This is a genomic window from Rhodococcus sp. 852002-51564_SCH6189132-a (genome assembly GCF_001665495.1).
Classification (GTDB): domain Bacteria; phylum Actinomycetota; class Actinomycetes; order Mycobacteriales; family Mycobacteriaceae; genus Rhodococcus; species Rhodococcus pyridinivorans.
Genome location: NZ_LZMJ01000017.1, coordinates 1 through 16,818 on the forward strand (window position 1 = coordinate 1; position 16,818 = coordinate 16,818).

The window sequence follows — 16,818 nt, forward strand, 5'->3', positions numbered from 1 at the left end:
ACGATCGAGGCTGTCTCGTACCGGTTGTCGATCACGACCTGCTCCCGGCCGACGGACAGTCGCAGCGACGGATCTGTGTGGGTGCGATCGGTGGCCATGGCCGGGCGAGTACCCGCGTGCAGGTGCGGGTACGCCCGACGAATGTGGTTCGGCAGCTGGTCCGATCCGATGCCTGTGGTGCGCGTCGGTGCGGCCGCCTATCTCTGGCTGGTAGTTCGTACTGCGAATCTCGGCAAAACGAACCCTGGCCAAACTCAACGCCTGCGTGGTGCGGGTGGCGGTGCGCTCATACCGGCCGGCACCGAGTTTGTCGGTGGCCTCGGCTTCGATCAGCGCCTGCATGCCTGCAGGCCGGTGCGGATCAGTTCGGCGAACACGCTGGCGCTGTCGGCGCCGGTGAGTGCGTCGAGCTGAGCGAGCAGGGCAGGGCAGGGCAGGATGATCGTGGGTCATCGCGTAGCTGCTTTCTGTGAGTCACTGTGGTAGGTAACTCGTTGATCACTACGCGATGGCCCACCCCCCGGTGAGGGTCGACACGCCGTGGACCTGTCCGGATGTCCTCACCAGATTCCCACCATTCCCCGGGACTTACCCCGCCCGCGAGAAGGAAGTTCTGCTCACCTGACTGGCAGCGGACTCGAAGACCGAAGCGGCGAGGCGGCTGTTCATCTCGCACCCGTGGATGCGGACTCTGTCCACCCGGTTCAGGCCGCGCGCAGGGAACTCAGCGCCGCGTGCTGCTCGACACCGACCCGTCCCGGCGCCACGGCGAGCGCCACCGCGGTCTGCCACGAGTCGAGACCCACGATGGTGCGCAGGATGAGGATCTCCTGCTGGAGTCGGGTCAGAGGGAAGGCCCGCGGGCTCGCGAACTCGGCATCGGCCGCGTCGGCGACCAGCGTGTAGGCCAACCGCAGGAAAGGCCGGTCGGCTCCGGACGGCGCGGTGAGCCCGGCGAGAATCGCACGGCAGGCGGCCAGGGCGAGACGATCGGCGTCGGCGAAGGTACCTCCGGCAGCTTTCGCACGGGCCCGGAAGTAGGCGATCACGAGCGGATGCAGGTCGCGCAGAAGTCGTGGGATCGCGGTGGCGTCGCCGCTCGCGACCGTCCACGCCGACTCACACGTCGTGAACTGTGAGGCGGTGACATCCGTCCCCGCTCCGAATCCCCGTCCGCCGCTCGCCATTGTCCCCCCTCGTGCTCGTTCCCGAGCCTAGGGGACCGACGAAGTCTCCGACATCCCTCGTTCGGATGATTCTTCTCTTGTGACCCGATGGTGAGCAGGTCGCAACCTGGCGGGCAGCCATCGTGGCGGACGGTCGGGAGCCTGGTCGAGCACACCACCGACGGGATCGTCGACGAAGCCGTACCGCACGGGATCCCGCACCGGACGCCGGATCTGCCACAGCACAACCGCGCACAGTGCCACGACGGCGACGTCGCGCAGGAAGACCGTGGCGGTGAACCACTGCTCCGGCAGCCCCTTCCGATCGGGACCGAGGTAGTAGTACATGCGCGGAACCCACACCAGCGCATCGATCGTCATCCAGGCGACCAGTGCGCGCCGGTGGGGTACGGCCAGCACGGCGAGCGGCACGAGCCACAGCGAATACTGCGGACTCCACACCTTGTTCGTGAGCAGGAAGGCCGCGACGAGAAGGAAACACAGCTGCGCGAGGCGGGGACGGCGCGGCGCGGTGAGCCCGATCCACCCGATCGCGGCGCAGGCCGCGGCGAACAACACGAGCGAGACCCCATTGAAGGTCGAGGCCGACCAGGCCGGCCAGCCCACGAACGAGTGCAGCACGTTGTAGATCGAATCCGGATCCGCTCCGCGATCGGAGTTGAGTCGGAAGAACTCCGCCCACCCGCTCGGGTACAGCACCATGATCGGCAGGTTCACCACTAGCCACGCCGCGGCGGCCGCTCCCGCGGTGCGGACGAACGACCGCAGGTGGCCGGTCCGCAGGCACAGCACCAGCAGCGGACCGAGCAACAGCAAGGGATACAACTTCGTCGCCGCACCGAGGCCGAGCAGGACGCCGGCGAGAACCGGTCGACGGCGGGCCCACGCCAGCAGACCACCCGCGGCGAAGGCCGTGGCCAGGGCATCGAAGTTCGTGAAGGCGTGCACCACGACCAGTGGTGACGCCGCGACGAGCGCGGCGTCCCAGATCCTGCGGCCCGCCGACATCGCGGTGGCCCACACCGTGACGAGCCAGGCGAGCGCGAGACCGACCGCGACGACGGCGAAGTAGATCGCGACCTGCAGTGCATCGGGGAGCCACGGTGTGGCGTCCCACGCCTTCGCGATGCGCATCGAGCCGTACTGGTAGAGCCCCGCGAGCACCGGATACTCCATGTACCGGGTCTGCATCTGCCCGTCCGGGCCGGGTTCCTCCCACGACGTCCGGTACGGGAAGGCGCCCTCGGCGAGCCGTTCGGCACCGTAGAGCGGAACGATGTCGGAATAACACATCGCCACGTACTGCCGGTTGCCGCTCCAGTCCAGGCCGAGCGCGCCGTCGGGACCGACGGGTCCCTGCTGGACGCAGGCCGCCTTCGTGAACCAGCCGAAGGCGAGGAAGACGACCGCGAGCAGCAACATCGCCCGCAGGGGAGTGAAGAAGCGGGTGCGCCCGAGCACGGCGTGCCGGCCCACCGGACCGCCGATGACGGCGGTCAGGCGCGACACCGTCGGGTCGGTACGCCCGGGGGTGTCGCGCCAGTCCAGGGAACGACGATCCTCGGCCGGTGGTGCAGCGGACACCACCGGCCGGGCGTCGGATCCCCGGTCGTCGCTCACGCGGCGAGGCTACCCGGCCGGAGCGTATTCGAACGCGCCCTGGGGACTACCGCCCTGCGCGCCCTGGAATCCGCCTCCCTGCGCGCCCGGGATCGCGGGGCTCTCGAGTCCCGGGATGCGGTTCTGCGGAGGCGATCCACCCTCGTCGGAGTCGTCGCCGGTACCACCGCCGGTTCCGCCGCCGGTATCCTCGCTCTCCTCCTCCTGACCGCCGTTACCGGGACGGGAGGGCGCGTTCTGGGTGGTCGTCTGCGGGGCGACACCCGGAACGGGGATGGTGACGCCGGGGAAGATCTCCACGTTCTGCGTGGTGATCTCCGGAACCTCGGGAAGACTCGGCACGACACGCGAGGTGGTGGTCTGCTCACGGGTGGCCGGAGCTGTCGTCGACGCGGTCCACGCCGGCACGCCGGAGACACCGGCGATCGGTTCCGGCTTCGGGAACGACTCGACCTCGGTGCCCTCGAGAGCGCCGTCCATCGTGTCCTTCCAGATGTCCGACGGGATACCCGAGCCGTAGATCATGCCGCCCCAGCTGTTCTCGAGGGGCAGGCCCTCCTCGGTGCCGACCCACACCGCGGTCGACAGCGACGGGGTGTAACCGACCATCCACGCGTCCTTGTTGGAGCCGGTGTCGCCGAGCTGAGCGGTACCGGTCTTCGACGCGGACGGACGGCCGCCGGCCAGGGCGTGGCCGTTCGAGTACGCGGCGATCGGGGTCATCGCGGAAGTGGTGTTGTCGGCCACCGCCGCATCGACGACCTGCTCACCGGCAGGGGTGCCACGGTCGAGGAGCACCTCGCCGTCGGACGTCACGACCTTCTGCACGAAGTACGGCTCGTGATGACGGCCGGACGCCGCGAGCGTGGCGTACGCCGAGGCCATGTCGAGCACGCGCGACTGGTACTGGCCCAGCACGATGCCGTAGTTGGGGCCGACGCCCTCCGGCTCGGTGAGTGTCTCACCGATGCCCGGCAGTTCCTTCGCGACACCCAGCTTGTGCGCCATGTCGGCGATGGCCTGCGGGCCGTTGTCCATCTCGAGCATCATCCGGTAGAAGCTCGTGTTCAGCGACCGCTTGAGCGCTTCGGCGATGGTGCACTGCCCGCACGATTCGCCCTCGACGTTGCCGATCTTGATGCCGTTGACCGTCAGCGGACCGCTGTCGTAGGTCTGCGACAACGGCACGCCCTGGTCGAGGTTGGCGGCCAGGCCGAACACCTTGAACGACGACCCCGTCTGCAGACCGGACTGGGCGAAGTCGTAACCGACACCGCTCTCCCCGCCGTAGTAGGCGCGGATCGCCCCGGACCGGGGATCGACCGACACCACCGCGGTACGCAACTCCTCGGGTTCGCCCTCGAGATTGCTCTGCGCCGCCTCGACCGCCGACTGCTGGGCCTGGGGGTCGATCGTCGTGGTGATCTGGAGACCGGCCGTATTGAGGAGGTTCTCGTCGATGCCCTCGCGGGACAACTCGGCGAGCACCTGGTTCTTGATCAGACCTTCGGGGCCGGACGACTGGTCGCCGTTGTCGAGCTCAGCGATCGGCACGTAGGCCGGGTACTTCATACCCGACCGTTCGGCGGCATCGAGCGTGCCGGCGGCGACCATGCCGTCGAGCACGTAGTTCCAGCGCGCCTCCGCACCCTCGGGGTTCTGCTCGGGATCGAGCAGCGACGGCAACTGGATCGACGACGCGAGCACGGCGCCCTCCTCGACGGTGAGCTCACCGACGGGCTTGCCGAAGTACGCGTTCGACGCCGCTGCGATGCCGTAGGCACCGCGACCGAAGTAGATGGTGTTGAGGTAGGCCGCGAGGATGTCGTCCTTGGCCCACTGGTTCGCCATCTTCGTCGACAGCACCAGCTCCTTGAGCTTTCGCGTCAACGTCCGCTCGGAACCGACGACGGCGACCTTCACGTACTGCTGGGTGATGGTCGAACCACCACCGGCGCTGTCGCGGCCGAGCACGTTGTCGCGGGCGGCACGCGCGAAGCCGGTGACCGAGAAGCCGGGATTGCTGTAGAAATCGCGGTCCTCGGCGGCGAGCACGGCGTTGCGGACGTGCACGGGGATCGCGTCGAGTTCGACCTCGGTGCGGTTGCCCTCCGGTGGGATCACCTTCGTGATGACACCCTGGCCGTCGGAGTTGAAGATGGTCGCGGCCTGGTTCGTCTGCAGCTCACCGGGGCGCGGCACGTCCTGGACGATGTACGCCAGCATGAACATGAGGATCGGGACGAGGATGCCGGCGGCGACCACGCCGTAACCGATCCGGCGAATCGTGCGCCAGCGGTTGCTCTTGCCGTCGCCCTTTCCACCCCCGGCGCCGCCACCCGAACCGCCACCGGGCGGAACCGTGGGAGGTCCGCCTGCGGGCGGGCCACCGGCAACGCGCGTCGTGGGTGCATCGTCCGCAGCACTCGCACTCTTTGCAGCACTCGCACCGACTGCAGCGCTCGCCGCGGAGACCCGCTGCGTCGGGGCATCCGCTCCGGGACGCTGTACACCTGCCGCGTCCGCTCCGGGACGCTGCGCACCTGCCGCGTCCGCTCCGGGACGCATGGCGACGGTCGGGTCGGCCTGCGGCGTGCGCTGGACGGGAGGCACCGCGCCGGGCGGCAACGTGCCGGGACGCGGCGGCATCGACTGGTTGGGGTTACGCGGCTGGTTGGCGCCCGGGGCGGGCACCGGTCCGCGCGGTGGGTACGGCTGTCCCGGTCGGCCCTGCTGGGGGCCCGGTCCCTGCCCCTGACCGGGAGCCGGAGGACGCTGTCCCTGGCCGGGGGACTGAGGGCGCTGTCCCTGGACGGGGGCTTGAGGACGCTGTCCCTGACCGGGAGCCTGGGGCGGGTACGGCGGCCGGCCGCCGGGGCGCGGCGGTTGCTGACCTGCGGGACCACCGGGCTGTCCGCCCGGTCGGCCCTGCTGGCCCTGTGCTCCCGGCTGGCCCTGCGGGCGCGGTTGCGGCGGCAACGGACGACCCTGCACCGGGCCCTGGGCAGGGCGCTGCTGTCCCGGAGCGGGCTGTCCCGGACCCGGCTGTCCCTGACCGGCACCGGCAGGAGGACCGGGACGTTGCTGCCCGGGTTGCGGTCCGGCGGGACCGCTGCGCTGGGGCGGGACGGCCTTGTTGTCCTCGGGTTCGTTGTCGGGGGAACTCACGTACTCATCTCCAACTGTTCTCGCGACGCATCACGCCGCGGCCTCGACACTGCTCCACGAAGAGCCGATCGGCGATGCCGACGGACGGCAGTCGATCGACGATGTGCGCAGCGGACGACGCGACGATCAGGTCGTGCGGGTCGGACCCAGGAGCGAACTCCACGAGAAAGCGTACGGGCACGTTGCCGGTACCCCTTCACTCGCTGGCGGTACGACGGCTCGATCCCGTCGACCGGCGACGCGGGCTCTTGGGTGCTGGTTGCGATCCCAGGACGTACGACTGCACCAGGTGATTCCAGCTGCAGGTGCGGCACACCTCGACCACGTGAACCGAGAATTCCTCCTGGCTGGCGGCCAGACGCACCAACTCTTCGGGGGTGCGCGCCGACCCGGACACCGGACCGAGTTTGTCGCCGAAGACCCACGAGACAAGGGTCAACTGCTCCTTACGGCAGATGGGGCACATCACATCGCTGCCCCGGCCGTGAAATTTCGCCGCCCGCAGCAGATAGGGGCTCGCGTCGCAGACCTCGCTGACTCCGCGTCGCCCCGAGTAGACCTCTGCGAGCAGCGAGCGCCGCTGCAACGCGTAGTCCACCACCTGCCGCTGAATTCGCACGGCTTCCAGAGTACGTGCGGGCGATGCGGCGAGGGGCGGGGAGTGGCCCACCGGACATCGAAGACGGGTGGTCGAGGTGGCACCGACGCATGTCCGATCGGGTCCGGCGAAGGGTGCCCGCCCGCAACCGGACGTGACACGAACCGTATGGGGCGTATCGTCGTATATATCGGCGCGATATAGTTCCGTGTCGTATCAATCGGTTGGTTCGAACGGAAACAGGAGGTGACCCGTGCTGGAACTGGCGATACTCGGGCTCCTCCTCGAATCGCCCATGCACGGCTACGAGCTGCGCAAGCGTCTGACCGGGCTCCTCGGAGCCTTCCGCGCCTTCTCCTACGGGTCGCTCTATCCGACTCTGCGGAGAATGCAGGCGGACGGCCTCATCGAAGAGGATCCGGGAATTCCCGGTCCCGTGAAACGACGTGCCCGCCGCGTCTATCAGCTCACCCCGAAGGGTCGAGAACGCTTCACCGAGCTGGTCGCCGACACGGGACCGCAGAACTACACCGATGACGGATTCGGCGTGCACCTCGCCTTCTTCGGTCGCACTCCCGCCGAAGCGCGGATGCGAATTCTCGAAGGCAGGCGCCGCCAGGTCGAGGAGCGCAGAGAAGCGCTCCGCGATGCGATCGGACGGGCCAGCGGCACACTCGATCGTTACACCCGTCAGCTCCATCAGCTCGGCCTCGAGTCCAGCGAGCGCGAAGTGCGCTGGCTCAACGAACTCATCGCCGCCGAGCAGTCGTCAGCAGCACGCAACAAAGAAGGAGAACCCGACCATGGGTGAGAACAGCACCGCGGTGCGCGTGGCCATTGTGGGCGTGGGGAACTGTGCCTCTTCCCTGGTCCAGGGCGTCGAGTACTACAAGGATGCGGACGCCGAGACCACCGTCCCCGGCCTGATGCACGTCGAATTCGGTCCCTACCACGTGCGCGACGTCCAGTTCGTCGCCGCGTTCGACGTGGATGCCAAGAAGGTCGGCTTCGACCTGTCCGAGGCGATCCTCGCGAGCGAGAACAACACCATCAAGATCGCCGATGTGCCGCCGCTCGGCGTGCCCGTGCAGCGCGGCCACACGCTCGACGGCATCGGCAAGTACTACGCCGAGACCATCGAGCTGTCCGACACCGAGCCCGTCGACGTGGTTCAGGCGCTCAAGGACGCCCAGGTCGACGTTCTCGTCTCCTACCTCCCCGTGGGTTCCGAAGAGGCCGACAAGTTCTACGCGCAGTGCGCCATCGACGCGGGCGTCGCCTTCGTCAACGCTCTCCCCGTGTTCATCGCCTCCGACCCCGAGTGGGCGCAGAAGTTCACCGACGCCGGTGTCCCGATCGTCGGCGACGACATCAAATCGCAGGTCGGCGCCACCATCACCCACCGCGTGATGGCAAAGCTGTTCGAGGACCGCGGTGTCGTGCTCGACCGCACGTACCAGCTCAACGTCGGCGGCAACATGGACTTCAAGAACATGCTCGAGCGCGAGCGTCTGGAGTCGAAGAAGGTCTCCAAGACCCAGGCCGTCACGTCGAACCTCAACGGCCCCCTCGCCGGCAAGGTCCACGACCGCGACGTGCACATCGGCCCCTCCGACTACGTGCAGTGGCTCGACGACCGCAAGTGGGCATACGTCCGCCTGGAGGGTCGCGCCTTCGGTGACGCCCCGCTGAACCTCGAGTACAAGCTCGAGGTCTGGGACTCCCCGAACTCGGCCGGCATCATCATCGACGCCATCCGCGCGGCGAAGATCGCCAAGGACCGCGGCATCGGCGGCCCGATCCTCCCGGCTTCGGCATACCTGATGAAGTCCCCGCCGGTCCAGATGGCCGACGATTCCGCTCGTGCCCAGCTCGAGGCGTTCATCATCGGAGCCGACGCGTAAGTCGTTCTCCGGCAGTATTTCCGGCGAAGGCCGCATCCCTCACGTGGGATGCGGCCTTCGCCGTTGCCGCTGTGGGTTCCGGACCCGCCTACGCCATCTTCCGGATCACCGACAGCGGCAGCACCTTCATCGCGTAGCCGAGCGGAATCCACGGCCAGCCCGGCACGTACGCCTTGGCCGGTTCCTTCTCGATCGCAGCCGCCAGTGCGCGACAACCTGTTTCGGTGTCGACGATGAACGGGACCTTCTTCACCTTCTCGTTGATCTCCGACCGGATGTATCCCGGGAAGATCGTGCTCACCGAGATGTCGGTGTCGGCGAGGTCGGCCCGCATCCCCTCACCGAGCGAGGCGACGGCGGCCTTCGACGCGGCGTAGGTCGTCAGGTTGCGCGGCATGCCCCGCACCGCGCTCATGGACGAGATGAGGACGACGTGCCCGCGCCCACGGGGCCGCATGAGCTCGAGGGCCGCTTCGCTCTGCGCCAGTGCACCGAGGAAGTTGGTGTTCGCCGTCTGGGCGTTCGCGCGGAAGTAGCCGGTACCGAGCGGTTGTCCCTTGCCGAGGCCGGCGTTGACGATCACCCGGTCGAGACCACCGAGCTCCTCGTCGAACTCGCGGAAGACGGTGAACACGTCGTCGTGCTTGTTCACATCGAGAGCGCGCACGCTCACGGTGATGCCCGGGTACGCGGCGAGCAGTTCGTCCCGCAGCTCCTCGAGCCGTTCGACGCGCCGAGCGGCGAGCGCGAGATTCCTTCCTCGCGCGGCGAATTCACGCGCCATTCCGGCACCGAGGCCGGAACTCGCACCGGTGATGAGGATGTTCCGTCGCTGCGGGCGGCTCATCGGCTCTCCTTCTCGTATCGATCGATCAATGCACTGCAACGGGATTCGAGATAGCCGACCACGATCCAGAAGTCCTTGAAGGCAGGATTGGAGGTGTGGCCGTGGTGATAGCGGTAGTAGATCTGCTGGGCGATCACGGCGAGGCGGAACAGTCCGAACACCTCGTAGAATCCCCAACCGTCCACCGGCAGTCCGGTTCGCTCGGAATAGTATTCGACGATCTCCTGACGAGTGAGCATGCCGGGGAGATCGGACGGCTGTCGCTTCGTCAGCAGCAGCATGTCGTCGTCGTCCGCCTGGACCCAGTAGGCGAGCGACGAGCCGAGGTCCATCAGGGGGTCGCCGATGGTGGCCAGCTCCCAGTCGAGGACCGCGACCGGATTCAGCGGATCGTTCTCGTCGAGGACGATGTTGTCGAGCCGGAAGTCGCCGTGGATCACGGTCTGCGCGACGTCCTGCGGCTGCCGAGCCGCCAACCACTCGGTGACACGGACGAAGTCGGGGACGTTGTCGGTGCGGGCCTTGGCGTAGCGCGACGTCCAGCCCGCGACCTGCCGTGCGACGTAACCGGATCCGCGACCCAGTTCGGACAGTCCTGCGGACTCCGGATCGATGCCGTGCAGTTCGACGAGCAGATCGACGATGCGCAGGCACAGGGTGCGGGTATCCGCTTCGGAGAGGTCGAGTTGCGTGGGCGGATTCGTCCGCAGGATGGTTCCGGGAACGCGGTCCATGACGTAGAAGTCGCTGCCGAGCACGCTGTGATCGGTGCACAGGCCGATCATGGTGGGCACGTAGGGGTAGACCGGTGCGAGCATCGACTGGATGCGGTACTCGCGTGCCATGTCGTGACCGGACGACGGCTTCGCCCCGGCCGGCGGCCGGCGCAGCACGAGATCGCGATCCGGATAGCGCAGCAGGTAGGTCAGGTTGGATGCGCCGCCGGAGAACTGGCGGACCTCCGGCACTCCGGTGATGCCGGCGTGCTCGGCAAGCCAGGCCGCGACCGCGTCGACGTCGAAGGCGTCCTCCTCGCGAACGGTGCGGGCGTTGTCGGGAAGTGTGGTCATCGTCGAAATCTCCCTCTCACGCGTACTTGCCGAGTTCGAACCGGGCGACGAGCCCCTGGTGCACCTCGTCGGGTCCGTCGGCGAGACGCAGTGCTCGCGCCGCCGTCCACGCACCGGCGAGGGGGAAGTCGTCGGAAAGGCCGCCACCACCGTGGATCTGGATGGCGAAGTCGACGATCTGCTGGGTGACGCGCGGTGCGACGACCTTGATCTCCGAGACCGCCGAGCGCGCTCCGGCGAGTCCCTGCGTGTCGAGCAGCCAGGCCGCGTGCAGGACGAGCAGCCGCAGTTGGTTGATCGCGATACGGGCGTCGGCGATGCGTTCGCGGTTGCCACCGAGGTTGATGATCGGCTTGCCGAAGGCGGTGCGCTCGAGGCCGCGGCGACACGCGAGTTCGAGGGTGTGCTCGGCCAGCCCGACGAGGCGCATGCAGTGGTGGATGCGGCCGGGACCGAGCCGGCCCTGGGCGATCTCGAATCCTCGTCCGGGACCGGCGATGACGGCATCGAGCGGCAGTCGCACGTCGGTGAACGACACCTCGCCGTGGCCGCCGGGCTCGTCGAAGAAGCCCATCGTCGGGAGCATGCGTTCGACCTTCACGCCGGGGGTGTCGAAGGGCACGAGGACCATCGAATGTCGCTGGTACTTGTGGGCTTCCGGATCGGTCAGGCCCATGAAGATGAGCACCTTGCAGTCGGGATGGCCGACGCCGGTGCTCCACCACTTACGGCCGTTGAGCACGATCTCGTCGCCCTCGACCACGGCGGTCGCGGCCATGTTCGTCGCGTCCGACGACGCGACCTCGGGTTCGGTCATGCAGAAGGCCGAACGGATCTCACCGTCGAGGAGCGGGCGCAGCCACTGTTCCTTCTGCGCCTCGCTGCCGTAGTGGTAGAGGACCTCCATGTTGCCGGTGTCGGGGGCGTCGCAGTTGAACACCGCGGAGGCGAACTGCGAGCGGCCCATCTCCTCGGCGAGCGGGGCGTATTCGATGTTCGACAGTCCGGCACCGAGTTCGGCGTCGGGCAGGAAGAGGTTCCACAGGCCCTCGGCGCGGGCCTTGCGCTGCAGCTCGCGGAATTCGGGGGAGACGGCCCACCTCTCGGCGGCGTCGATGTCGCGTCGTCCCTCGCCCGGGGTGCGTCGCTCGGCCCGCAGTCGCTGTTCGACGGGCGTGACCTCGGCGACGATGAACGCTCGGAGGCGTTCGAGATAGTCGCGACTGCGCTCGGACTGTGCGAAATCCATCGGGTGCCTTCCGTCGAGTTCGACCGGGAATCTGCCCGGTCGGGCGGTCGTAACTGAGCGATGCTCAGTTAGGCTATCGGTGTGAGCACCCCGCGACAAGAGGCGTCCAAAGGACGGCGTCGCCTGCCACCCGAGGAACGTCGCCGGCAACTCGTGGCGATCGGGCTGCAGGAGCTGTCGACGCGCCCGATCCACGCCCTGTCGATCGACCGCGTCGCCGAGATCGCCGGCATCTCCCGCGGCCTGCTGTTCCGCTACTTCCCCACGAAGCAGGACTTCTACGTCGCCGTCGTCGGCGCCGCATCACGCCGGTTGCTCCGCGCGGCGGATCCCGATCCGGACGAGCAGGATCCCCTCCGGGCGGTGCTGCACCCGTTCGTGTCGTTCATCGACCGCCACGGCGACAACTACCAGACGTTCTTCCACAGCGGCGTCGGCTCCGACCCTCAGATCCGCGACATCCACGACTCGATGCGCGACACCATGGTCGAGCGGGTCGTCGCGGCGCTGGGCTGCGATGACACCCCCGTCACCCGCATGCGGCTGCGGGCGTGGTGGGCGTTCGTGGAGTCGCTGGCCATCGACCGGTTCCGCGAAGGCACACCGAGCGTCGACGAGGTCGTCGACTGTTCGGCCGCGCTGCTGCCGGCGGTGCTGGCCGGGCCGTAGACCCGAACCACCTCCCCTCGATGGGCGGAGTGCGGATCTACAAGCCGGGGATCTGGATCGTCACGCCGGGGAACACCTCGATCTGCGAAGGCACCGGGACGGGCAGATCGACCGGCGGCGCGGGAATCGTGATCGGCGGCAGGTTCGACAGGTCGGGCAGCTGGAAGGTCGGCGCCGGGGGAGCGGTGGTGGTCTCGATGCCGGCGTCCTTCGGGACACCCGCCTGACCACCGATCGGCGCCGGCCACGGGAAGCTCTCGACTGGCGTGCCTTCGAGGGCGCCGTCCATCGTTCCCTTCCAGATGTCCGACGGCAGTCCGGAACCGTAGATCGACCCGCCCCAGCTGTTGGTGATCGCCCCGGCGTCGGGGGTGCCCATCCACACGGCCGTCGACAGCGACGGCGTGTACCCGACCATCCAGGCGTCCTTGTTCAACCCGGTGTCGCCGAGCTGCGTGGTGCCGGTCTTCGACGCCGACGGCCGGCCACCGGCGAGCGCGTGCCCGCGCGAGTATGCGGCGATCGGCATCATGGCCTGGGTTGCGTTGTCGGCGACCGCGGCGTCGAAGCGCTGCTCGCCGGGTGACGGCGGACGATCGAGGAGCACGACACCGTCGGCCGTGACGACCTTCTGCACGAAGTACGGCTCGTGGAAGACACCGGACGCGGCGATCGTCGCGTAGGCGGAAGCCATGTCGATGACCCGTGCCTGGTACTGGCCGAGGACGATGCCGCCCTCCGGCGGACCGCCGTTCTCGCTCAGCGTCTGCCCCTCGACCCCGGGGATCGTCAGCGGGATCCCCGCCGCATGCGCGGCGTCGGCGATCTTCTGCGGGCCGTTCGACATGGACATCATGAGCCGGTAGAAGCTCGTGTTCAGCGACCGCTTGAGCGCCTCGGCGATCGTGCAACGTCCGCACGACTCACCCTCGACGTTGCCGATGCGGATATTGCCCACCGTGAGCGGGGAGCTGTCGAAACGCGCGTTGAGGCCGATCCCGTCGTCGAGCGCGGCGAGCAGGCCGAACACCTTGAATGCCGAACCCGTCTGGACGGGGGCCTGTGCGAAGTCGAAACCGGCACCGTCCTCACCGCCGTAGTAGGCGCGCACGGCACCGGAGCGGGGATCGATCGAGACCACGGCGGTGCGCAGTTCCCCGGGTTCGCCGGACAGCGTGGACCGAGCGGCGTCGATCGCCGCCTGCTGGGCCTTCAGGTCGATGGTGGTAGTGATGCGCAGACCTTCGGTGTTGAGGGCCTGTTCGCTGATCCCCGCCGCGGACAGCTCACGCAGCACCTGGGTACGGATGTGACCTTCCGGTCCGGTCGCCTCGGTGGCCAGCACGAGGGTGTCCGACGGCACCGTCGGGGGGAACACCTGGTCCGGCCGCTCGGCCGGGTCGAGGACCTTCATCTCGACCATGCCGTCGAGCACGTAGTTCCAGCGCTCCTCGATGGCAGGCAGGTTGTACTCGGGGTCGAGCGACGACGGTGTCTGGATCACCCCGGCCAGGACGGCGCCCTCGGAGACCGACAGTTCCTCGACGGGCTTGCCGAAGTACGCCTGGGACGCCGCGCCGATGCCGTAGGCGCCGCGACCGAAGTAGATGGTGTTGAGGTACGCCTCGAGGATCTCGTCCTTCGACCACTGCCGCGCCATCTTGGTGGAGATGACGAGTTCGCGCATCTTGCGTTCGAGCGTGCGATCGGAGCCGACGAGCACGTTCTTGACGTACTGCTGCGTGATCGTGGAACCGCCGCCGGCGGTGTCCTTGCCCATGACGTTGTCGCGGGCTGCGCGTGCGAAACCGGTGATCGAGAAGCCCGGGTTGCTGTAGAAGTTGCGGTCCTCCGCCGACAGCACGGCGTTGCGGACGTGCTCGGGGATCTGCGCGATCCCGACCTCGACACGGTTGCCCTCCGGCGGGACCACCCGGGTGATCTCGGTGGCGTCGTCGGATGCGTAGACCCGCGCGAGCTGGTTCGTCTTCATGTCCGCCGGGGTCGGCACCTCCGCCGAGTAGTAGGCGGTGGCGAAGATCCCGAGCGGGACGAGCACGGCGAGAACGAACGCGACGAGTACGGCGTAGCGAACGATGCGTCCCCTGCGCTTCTTCGCTGCGGCCGCGGCGGCGCGCGAGGATGTCGACCTTGTCGGGCTCGTCACTCGTTCCACTTTCTCGGTACCGAAAATCCGGACGGGAGGGTCTCCCGCCCACCGTATGGTACGGAAACGACCACGAGACGCCTCCGGAACACCGGTACGGTGCTCCTTCTCACGTCACGGCGGGGCCATCGTCACGACAGGGTCAGCCCGATCGGCGCCACGCGCGGAACGCGAACCCCCACATCACGACGAATGCGAGCAGCACGAGGGACGGCACGATGCCGGGTTGCGGCGACGTCAGCTCGGCGACCGCGGAGATCACGGCCATCACCGTGAACACCGTGAGCAGGCCGAGCAGCATCTCGAGTCGGTTCCGGCGCGGAACCTTCCTCACGACTTGACGCCACCCGCGGTCAGACCCGAGATGATGCGTCGCTGGAAGAGCAGCACCATCACCACGAGCGGCACCATGACGAGCGTGCCGCCGGCCATGATCGACGCGTACGGGGTGACGTACGGGTCGGTGCCGGTGAACCGTGCCATCGCCACCGTCACCGGGGCCGTGCTCTCGCTCGACAGCTGCGACATCAGCAGGTACTCGTTGACGGTCGCGATGAAGGCGAGGATCGCCGTGGTGAACAGCGCAGGTGCCGCGAGCGGCAGCATGACCAGGCGGAACGCCTGCCCGCGCGTCGCGCCGTCCATGCGGGCGGCCTCCTCGAGCTCCCACGGCAGTTCGGAGAAGAACGAGGTGAGCGTGTAGACGGTCAGCGGCAGCACGAACGAGATGTTCGGGATGATCAGCGCCTGGTACTTGCCGATCCAGCCGATGTCGGTGAACAGCTGGAACAGCGGCGTCACGAGCGCGACGACCGGAAACATCGACGCGCCGAGGATGATGCCGGTGACGAAGTACTTACCGCGGAACTCGAAGCGCGACAGGGCGTAGGCGGTGAACACGCCGAGCAGCAGCGCGACCGCCGTGGTGGCGCCGGCGATGATGACGCTGTTGAGCAGCGCCCGCGAGAAGTTGACCTTGGCGTCGGGGTCGAGCGCGTCGGCGAAGTTCTGCAGTGTCGGGTTCGACGGCCACAGGGTCGTGCTGAACGTCTCCGACGGGTCGCGCAGGGCCGTGACGATCATCCAATAGCAGGGGGCCAGGCCCCACACGACGATCAGCGCGACACCCAGATAGGTGCCGACCGTGCTCATCCTGCGCTTGAACGGCACCTTGCGGGTCTGCACCGGCGTGGGCTCCGGCTCCGGCCGGCTCCGAGGAATCTCGGTGGTGACGGTCATACGACCTCCCCCTTACGCTGCTTCTCCTGCGTACTCACCGCGTTGGCGCCGAGGAACCGCACCAGCACGAAGGCGACGGCGAAGATGAGCAGGAAGGTGATCGTCGACAGGGCGGACGCGGAGTTCGAACCCTGACGCATCTGGTCGACGACGAGCACCGAGATCGTGGACGTCGCCGGATTGGACCCCATCATGATCGCGGGCAGGTCGTACATGCGCAGCGCGTCCATGGTGCGGAACAGGATCGCCACCATGAGGGCGGGCTTGACCAGCGGCAGCGTGATCATCTTGAACCGCTGCCAGGCGTTCGCGCCGTCGACCTTCGCGGCCTCGTAGACGTCCTGCGGGATCATCTGCAGGCCGGCGAGGATGAGCAGCGCCATGAACGGTGCCGTCTTCCACACGTCGGCGACGATGATCGCGAAGCGCGCGGGCCACGGATCGGCGGTCCACAGGTAGTCGGTGCCGAGCAGTTTGTTGGCGGCACCGTCGTTGGCGAAGATGAAGAACCACAGCTTGGCGGTGACGGCGGTGGGGATCGCCCACGGCACCAGCACCGAGGCGCGCAGCAGGCCGCGACCCCGGAACGACTTGGCCATCACGATCGCCATCGCGAAACCGATCACCGTCTCGAGCGAGACCGTGACGACGGTGAAGAAGAAGGTGTTGAAGATCGACTGCCAGAACTGGGAGCCGAGGGTGCCCGGAGGGCACGGGATCGAACCGGTGGCGGTGTTGCAGGTCTGGGTGATCCAGCGCGTGTAGTTCTCGATCCCCACGAAACCGCCGGTGACGAATCGGCCCGTCTCGGGGTCGAGTCGCTTCGAGTCACCGTGCAGCGACATCCACACCGCTCGTCCGAGCGGGTACAGGATGATCACGGCCAGGACGAGCATCGACGGGGCGACGAACATCCACACCGGGATCTTGCGCCGCTTCTTCACCGCCGTGACGGGAGGTGCGGGCACGCGGTGACGTCCGCCGACACGTCCGCGGGGGGGGGGCGGGGGGGGGGGGCCCCCCCGGGGGGGGGGGGGGGGGGGGGGGGGGGGGGGGGGGGGGGGGGGGGGGGGGGGGGGGGGGGGGGGGGGGGGGGGGGG

At 68.2% G+C, this 16,818-nt stretch carries 16 protein-coding genes; 4 read left to right on the forward strand and 12 right to left on the reverse strand.

All coding sequences use genetic code 11. The features are described 5' to 3' along the window. Nucleotides 1-141 precede the first annotated feature (141 nt). On the forward strand, nt 142-414 hold the full coding sequence (locus A5767_RS24095; protein WP_024102474.1) for a hypothetical protein: 273 nt from the start codon (nt 142-144) through the stop codon (nt 412-414). Between the two features lie 290 nt (nt 415-704). On the opposite strand, the gene A5767_RS03525 is transcribed toward A5767_RS24095, so the two are convergent. From A5767_RS03525 to A5767_RS03540, 5 genes are all read right to left on the reverse strand, one after another. Next, on the reverse strand, nt 705-1,187 hold the full coding sequence (locus A5767_RS03525; protein ID WP_064851653.1) for a hypothetical protein: 483 nt from the start codon (nt 1,185-1,187) through the stop codon (nt 705-707). Between the two features lie 27 nt (nt 1,188-1,214). After that, a complete protein-coding gene (locus tag A5767_RS03530; protein ID WP_064851654.1) occupies nt 1,215-2,807 on the reverse strand; it encodes a glycosyltransferase family 87 protein in 1,593 nt (530 codons plus the stop codon). Nucleotides 2,808-2,816: 9 nt separating this feature from the next. Then, a complete protein-coding gene (locus A5767_RS03535; RefSeq protein ID WP_051424945.1) occupies nt 2,817-5,456 on the reverse strand; it encodes a transglycosylase domain-containing protein in 2,640 nt (879 codons plus the stop codon). A gap of 523 nt (nt 5,457-5,979) precedes the next feature. After that, on the reverse strand, nt 5,980-6,156 hold the full coding sequence (locus tag A5767_RS22940) for a hypothetical protein (protein WP_153811623.1): 177 nt from the start codon (nt 6,154-6,156) through the stop codon (nt 5,980-5,982). Between the two features lie 15 nt (nt 6,157-6,171). Then, a complete protein-coding gene (locus A5767_RS03540) occupies nt 6,172-6,594 on the reverse strand; it encodes a DUF5318 domain-containing protein (protein WP_172414849.1) in 423 nt (140 codons plus the stop codon). Nucleotides 6,595-6,826: 232 nt separating this feature from the next. Here A5767_RS03540 and A5767_RS03545 point away from each other — a divergent pair, with 232 nt between their 5' ends. Both A5767_RS03545 and A5767_RS03550 read left to right on the forward strand, forming a co-directional pair. Next, nucleotides 6,827-7,384 (forward strand): PadR family transcriptional regulator, encoded by a 558-nt coding sequence (locus A5767_RS03545; RefSeq protein WP_006550821.1) that lies wholly within the window; start codon nt 6,827-6,829, stop codon nt 7,382-7,384. Next, a complete protein-coding gene (locus A5767_RS03550) occupies nt 7,377-8,477 on the forward strand; it encodes an inositol-3-phosphate synthase (RefSeq protein WP_006550822.1) in 1,101 nt (366 codons plus the stop codon). The genes A5767_RS03545 and A5767_RS03550 overlap by 8 nt, the downstream gene beginning before the upstream one ends. 88 nt (nt 8,478-8,565) lie before the next feature. On the opposite strand, the gene A5767_RS03555 is transcribed toward A5767_RS03550, so the two are convergent. The 3 genes from A5767_RS03555 to A5767_RS03565 are packed head-to-tail and all read right to left on the reverse strand — an operon-like array spanning nt 8,566 to nt 11,643. Then, entirely contained in the window at nt 8,566-9,324 is a 759-nt protein-coding gene (locus A5767_RS03555) for an SDR family oxidoreductase (protein ID WP_006550823.1), read from the reverse strand. Next, nucleotides 9,321-10,394 carry a phosphotransferase family protein gene (locus A5767_RS03560; RefSeq protein ID WP_064851655.1) on the reverse strand — a complete coding sequence of 358 codons (1,074 nt, stop codon included), beginning with the start codon at nt 10,392-10,394 and terminating at the stop codon, nt 9,321-9,323. Before A5767_RS03560 ends, A5767_RS03555 begins: the two co-directional genes overlap by 4 nt. Before the next feature lie 16 nt (nt 10,395-10,410). Further along, complete coding sequence (locus A5767_RS03565; protein WP_006550825.1) at nt 10,411-11,643, reverse strand: acyl-CoA dehydrogenase family protein; 1,233 nt, start codon at nt 11,641-11,643, stop codon at nt 10,411-10,413. Between the two features lie 81 nt (nt 11,644-11,724). Here A5767_RS03565 and A5767_RS03570 point away from each other — a divergent pair, with 81 nt between their 5' ends. After that, nucleotides 11,725-12,312, forward strand: coding sequence for a TetR/AcrR family transcriptional regulator (locus A5767_RS03570; protein WP_033098472.1), 588 nt, complete (start codon nt 11,725-11,727; stop codon nt 12,310-12,312). Nucleotides 12,313-12,349: 37 nt separating this feature from the next. Here the strand turns inward: A5767_RS03570 and A5767_RS03575 are convergent, their stop codons facing one another. The 4 genes from A5767_RS03575 to A5767_RS03590 all read right to left on the reverse strand — a co-directional run bounded on the left by A5767_RS03575 (nt 12,350) and on the right by A5767_RS03590 (nt 16,686). Next, the gene (locus A5767_RS03575) at nt 12,350-14,479 is read right to left on the reverse strand and encodes a transglycosylase domain-containing protein (RefSeq protein WP_006550828.1); all 2,130 of its coding nucleotides are present in this window, start codon (nt 14,477-14,479) and stop codon (nt 12,350-12,352) included. A gap of 142 nt (nt 14,480-14,621) precedes the next feature. Then, entirely contained in the window at nt 14,622-14,813 is a 192-nt protein-coding gene (locus A5767_RS03580) for a hypothetical protein (RefSeq protein ID WP_006550829.1), read from the reverse strand. Continuing rightward, nucleotides 14,810-15,631, reverse strand: coding sequence for a carbohydrate ABC transporter permease (locus A5767_RS03585; RefSeq protein WP_033098494.1), 822 nt, complete (start codon nt 15,629-15,631; stop codon nt 14,810-14,812). The genes A5767_RS03580 and A5767_RS03585 overlap by 4 nt, the downstream gene beginning before the upstream one ends. A gap of 83 nt (nt 15,632-15,714) precedes the next feature. Further along, the gene (locus A5767_RS03590) at nt 15,715-16,686 is read right to left on the reverse strand and encodes a carbohydrate ABC transporter permease (protein WP_442978721.1); all 972 of its coding nucleotides are present in this window, start codon (nt 16,684-16,686) and stop codon (nt 15,715-15,717) included. Nucleotides 16,687-16,818 lie beyond the last annotated feature (132 nt).

Bases quoted from the DNA above. Each gene is read 5' to 3' on its own strand.
- A5767_RS03535 (WP_051424945.1), bottom strand. From the start codon at position 5,456: ATGCCGCCGCGTCCCGGCACGTTGCCGCCCGGCGCGGTGCCTCCCGTC.
- A5767_RS03585 (WP_033098494.1), bottom strand. From the start codon at position 15,631: ATGAGCACGGTCGGCACCTATCTGGGTGTCGCGCTGATCGTCGTGTGG.
- A5767_RS24095 (WP_024102474.1), top strand. From the start codon at position 142: ATGTGGTTCGGCAGCTGGTCCGATCCGATGCCTGTGGTGCGCGTCGGT.
- A5767_RS03555 (WP_006550823.1), bottom strand. From the start codon at position 9,324: ATGAGCCGCCCGCAGCGACGGAACATCCTCATCACCGGTGCGAGTTCC.
- A5767_RS03525 (WP_064851653.1), bottom strand. From the start codon at position 1,187: ATGGCGAGCGGCGGACGGGGATTCGGAGCGGGGACGGATGTCACCGCC.
- A5767_RS03550 (WP_006550822.1), top strand. From the start codon at position 7,377: ATGGGTGAGAACAGCACCGCGGTGCGCGTGGCCATTGTGGGCGTGGGG.
- A5767_RS03565 (WP_006550825.1), bottom strand. From the start codon at position 11,643: ATGGATTTCGCACAGTCCGAGCGCAGTCGCGACTATCTCGAACGCCTC.
- A5767_RS03560 (WP_064851655.1), bottom strand. From the start codon at position 10,394: ATGACCACACTTCCCGACAACGCCCGCACCGTTCGCGAGGAGGACGCC.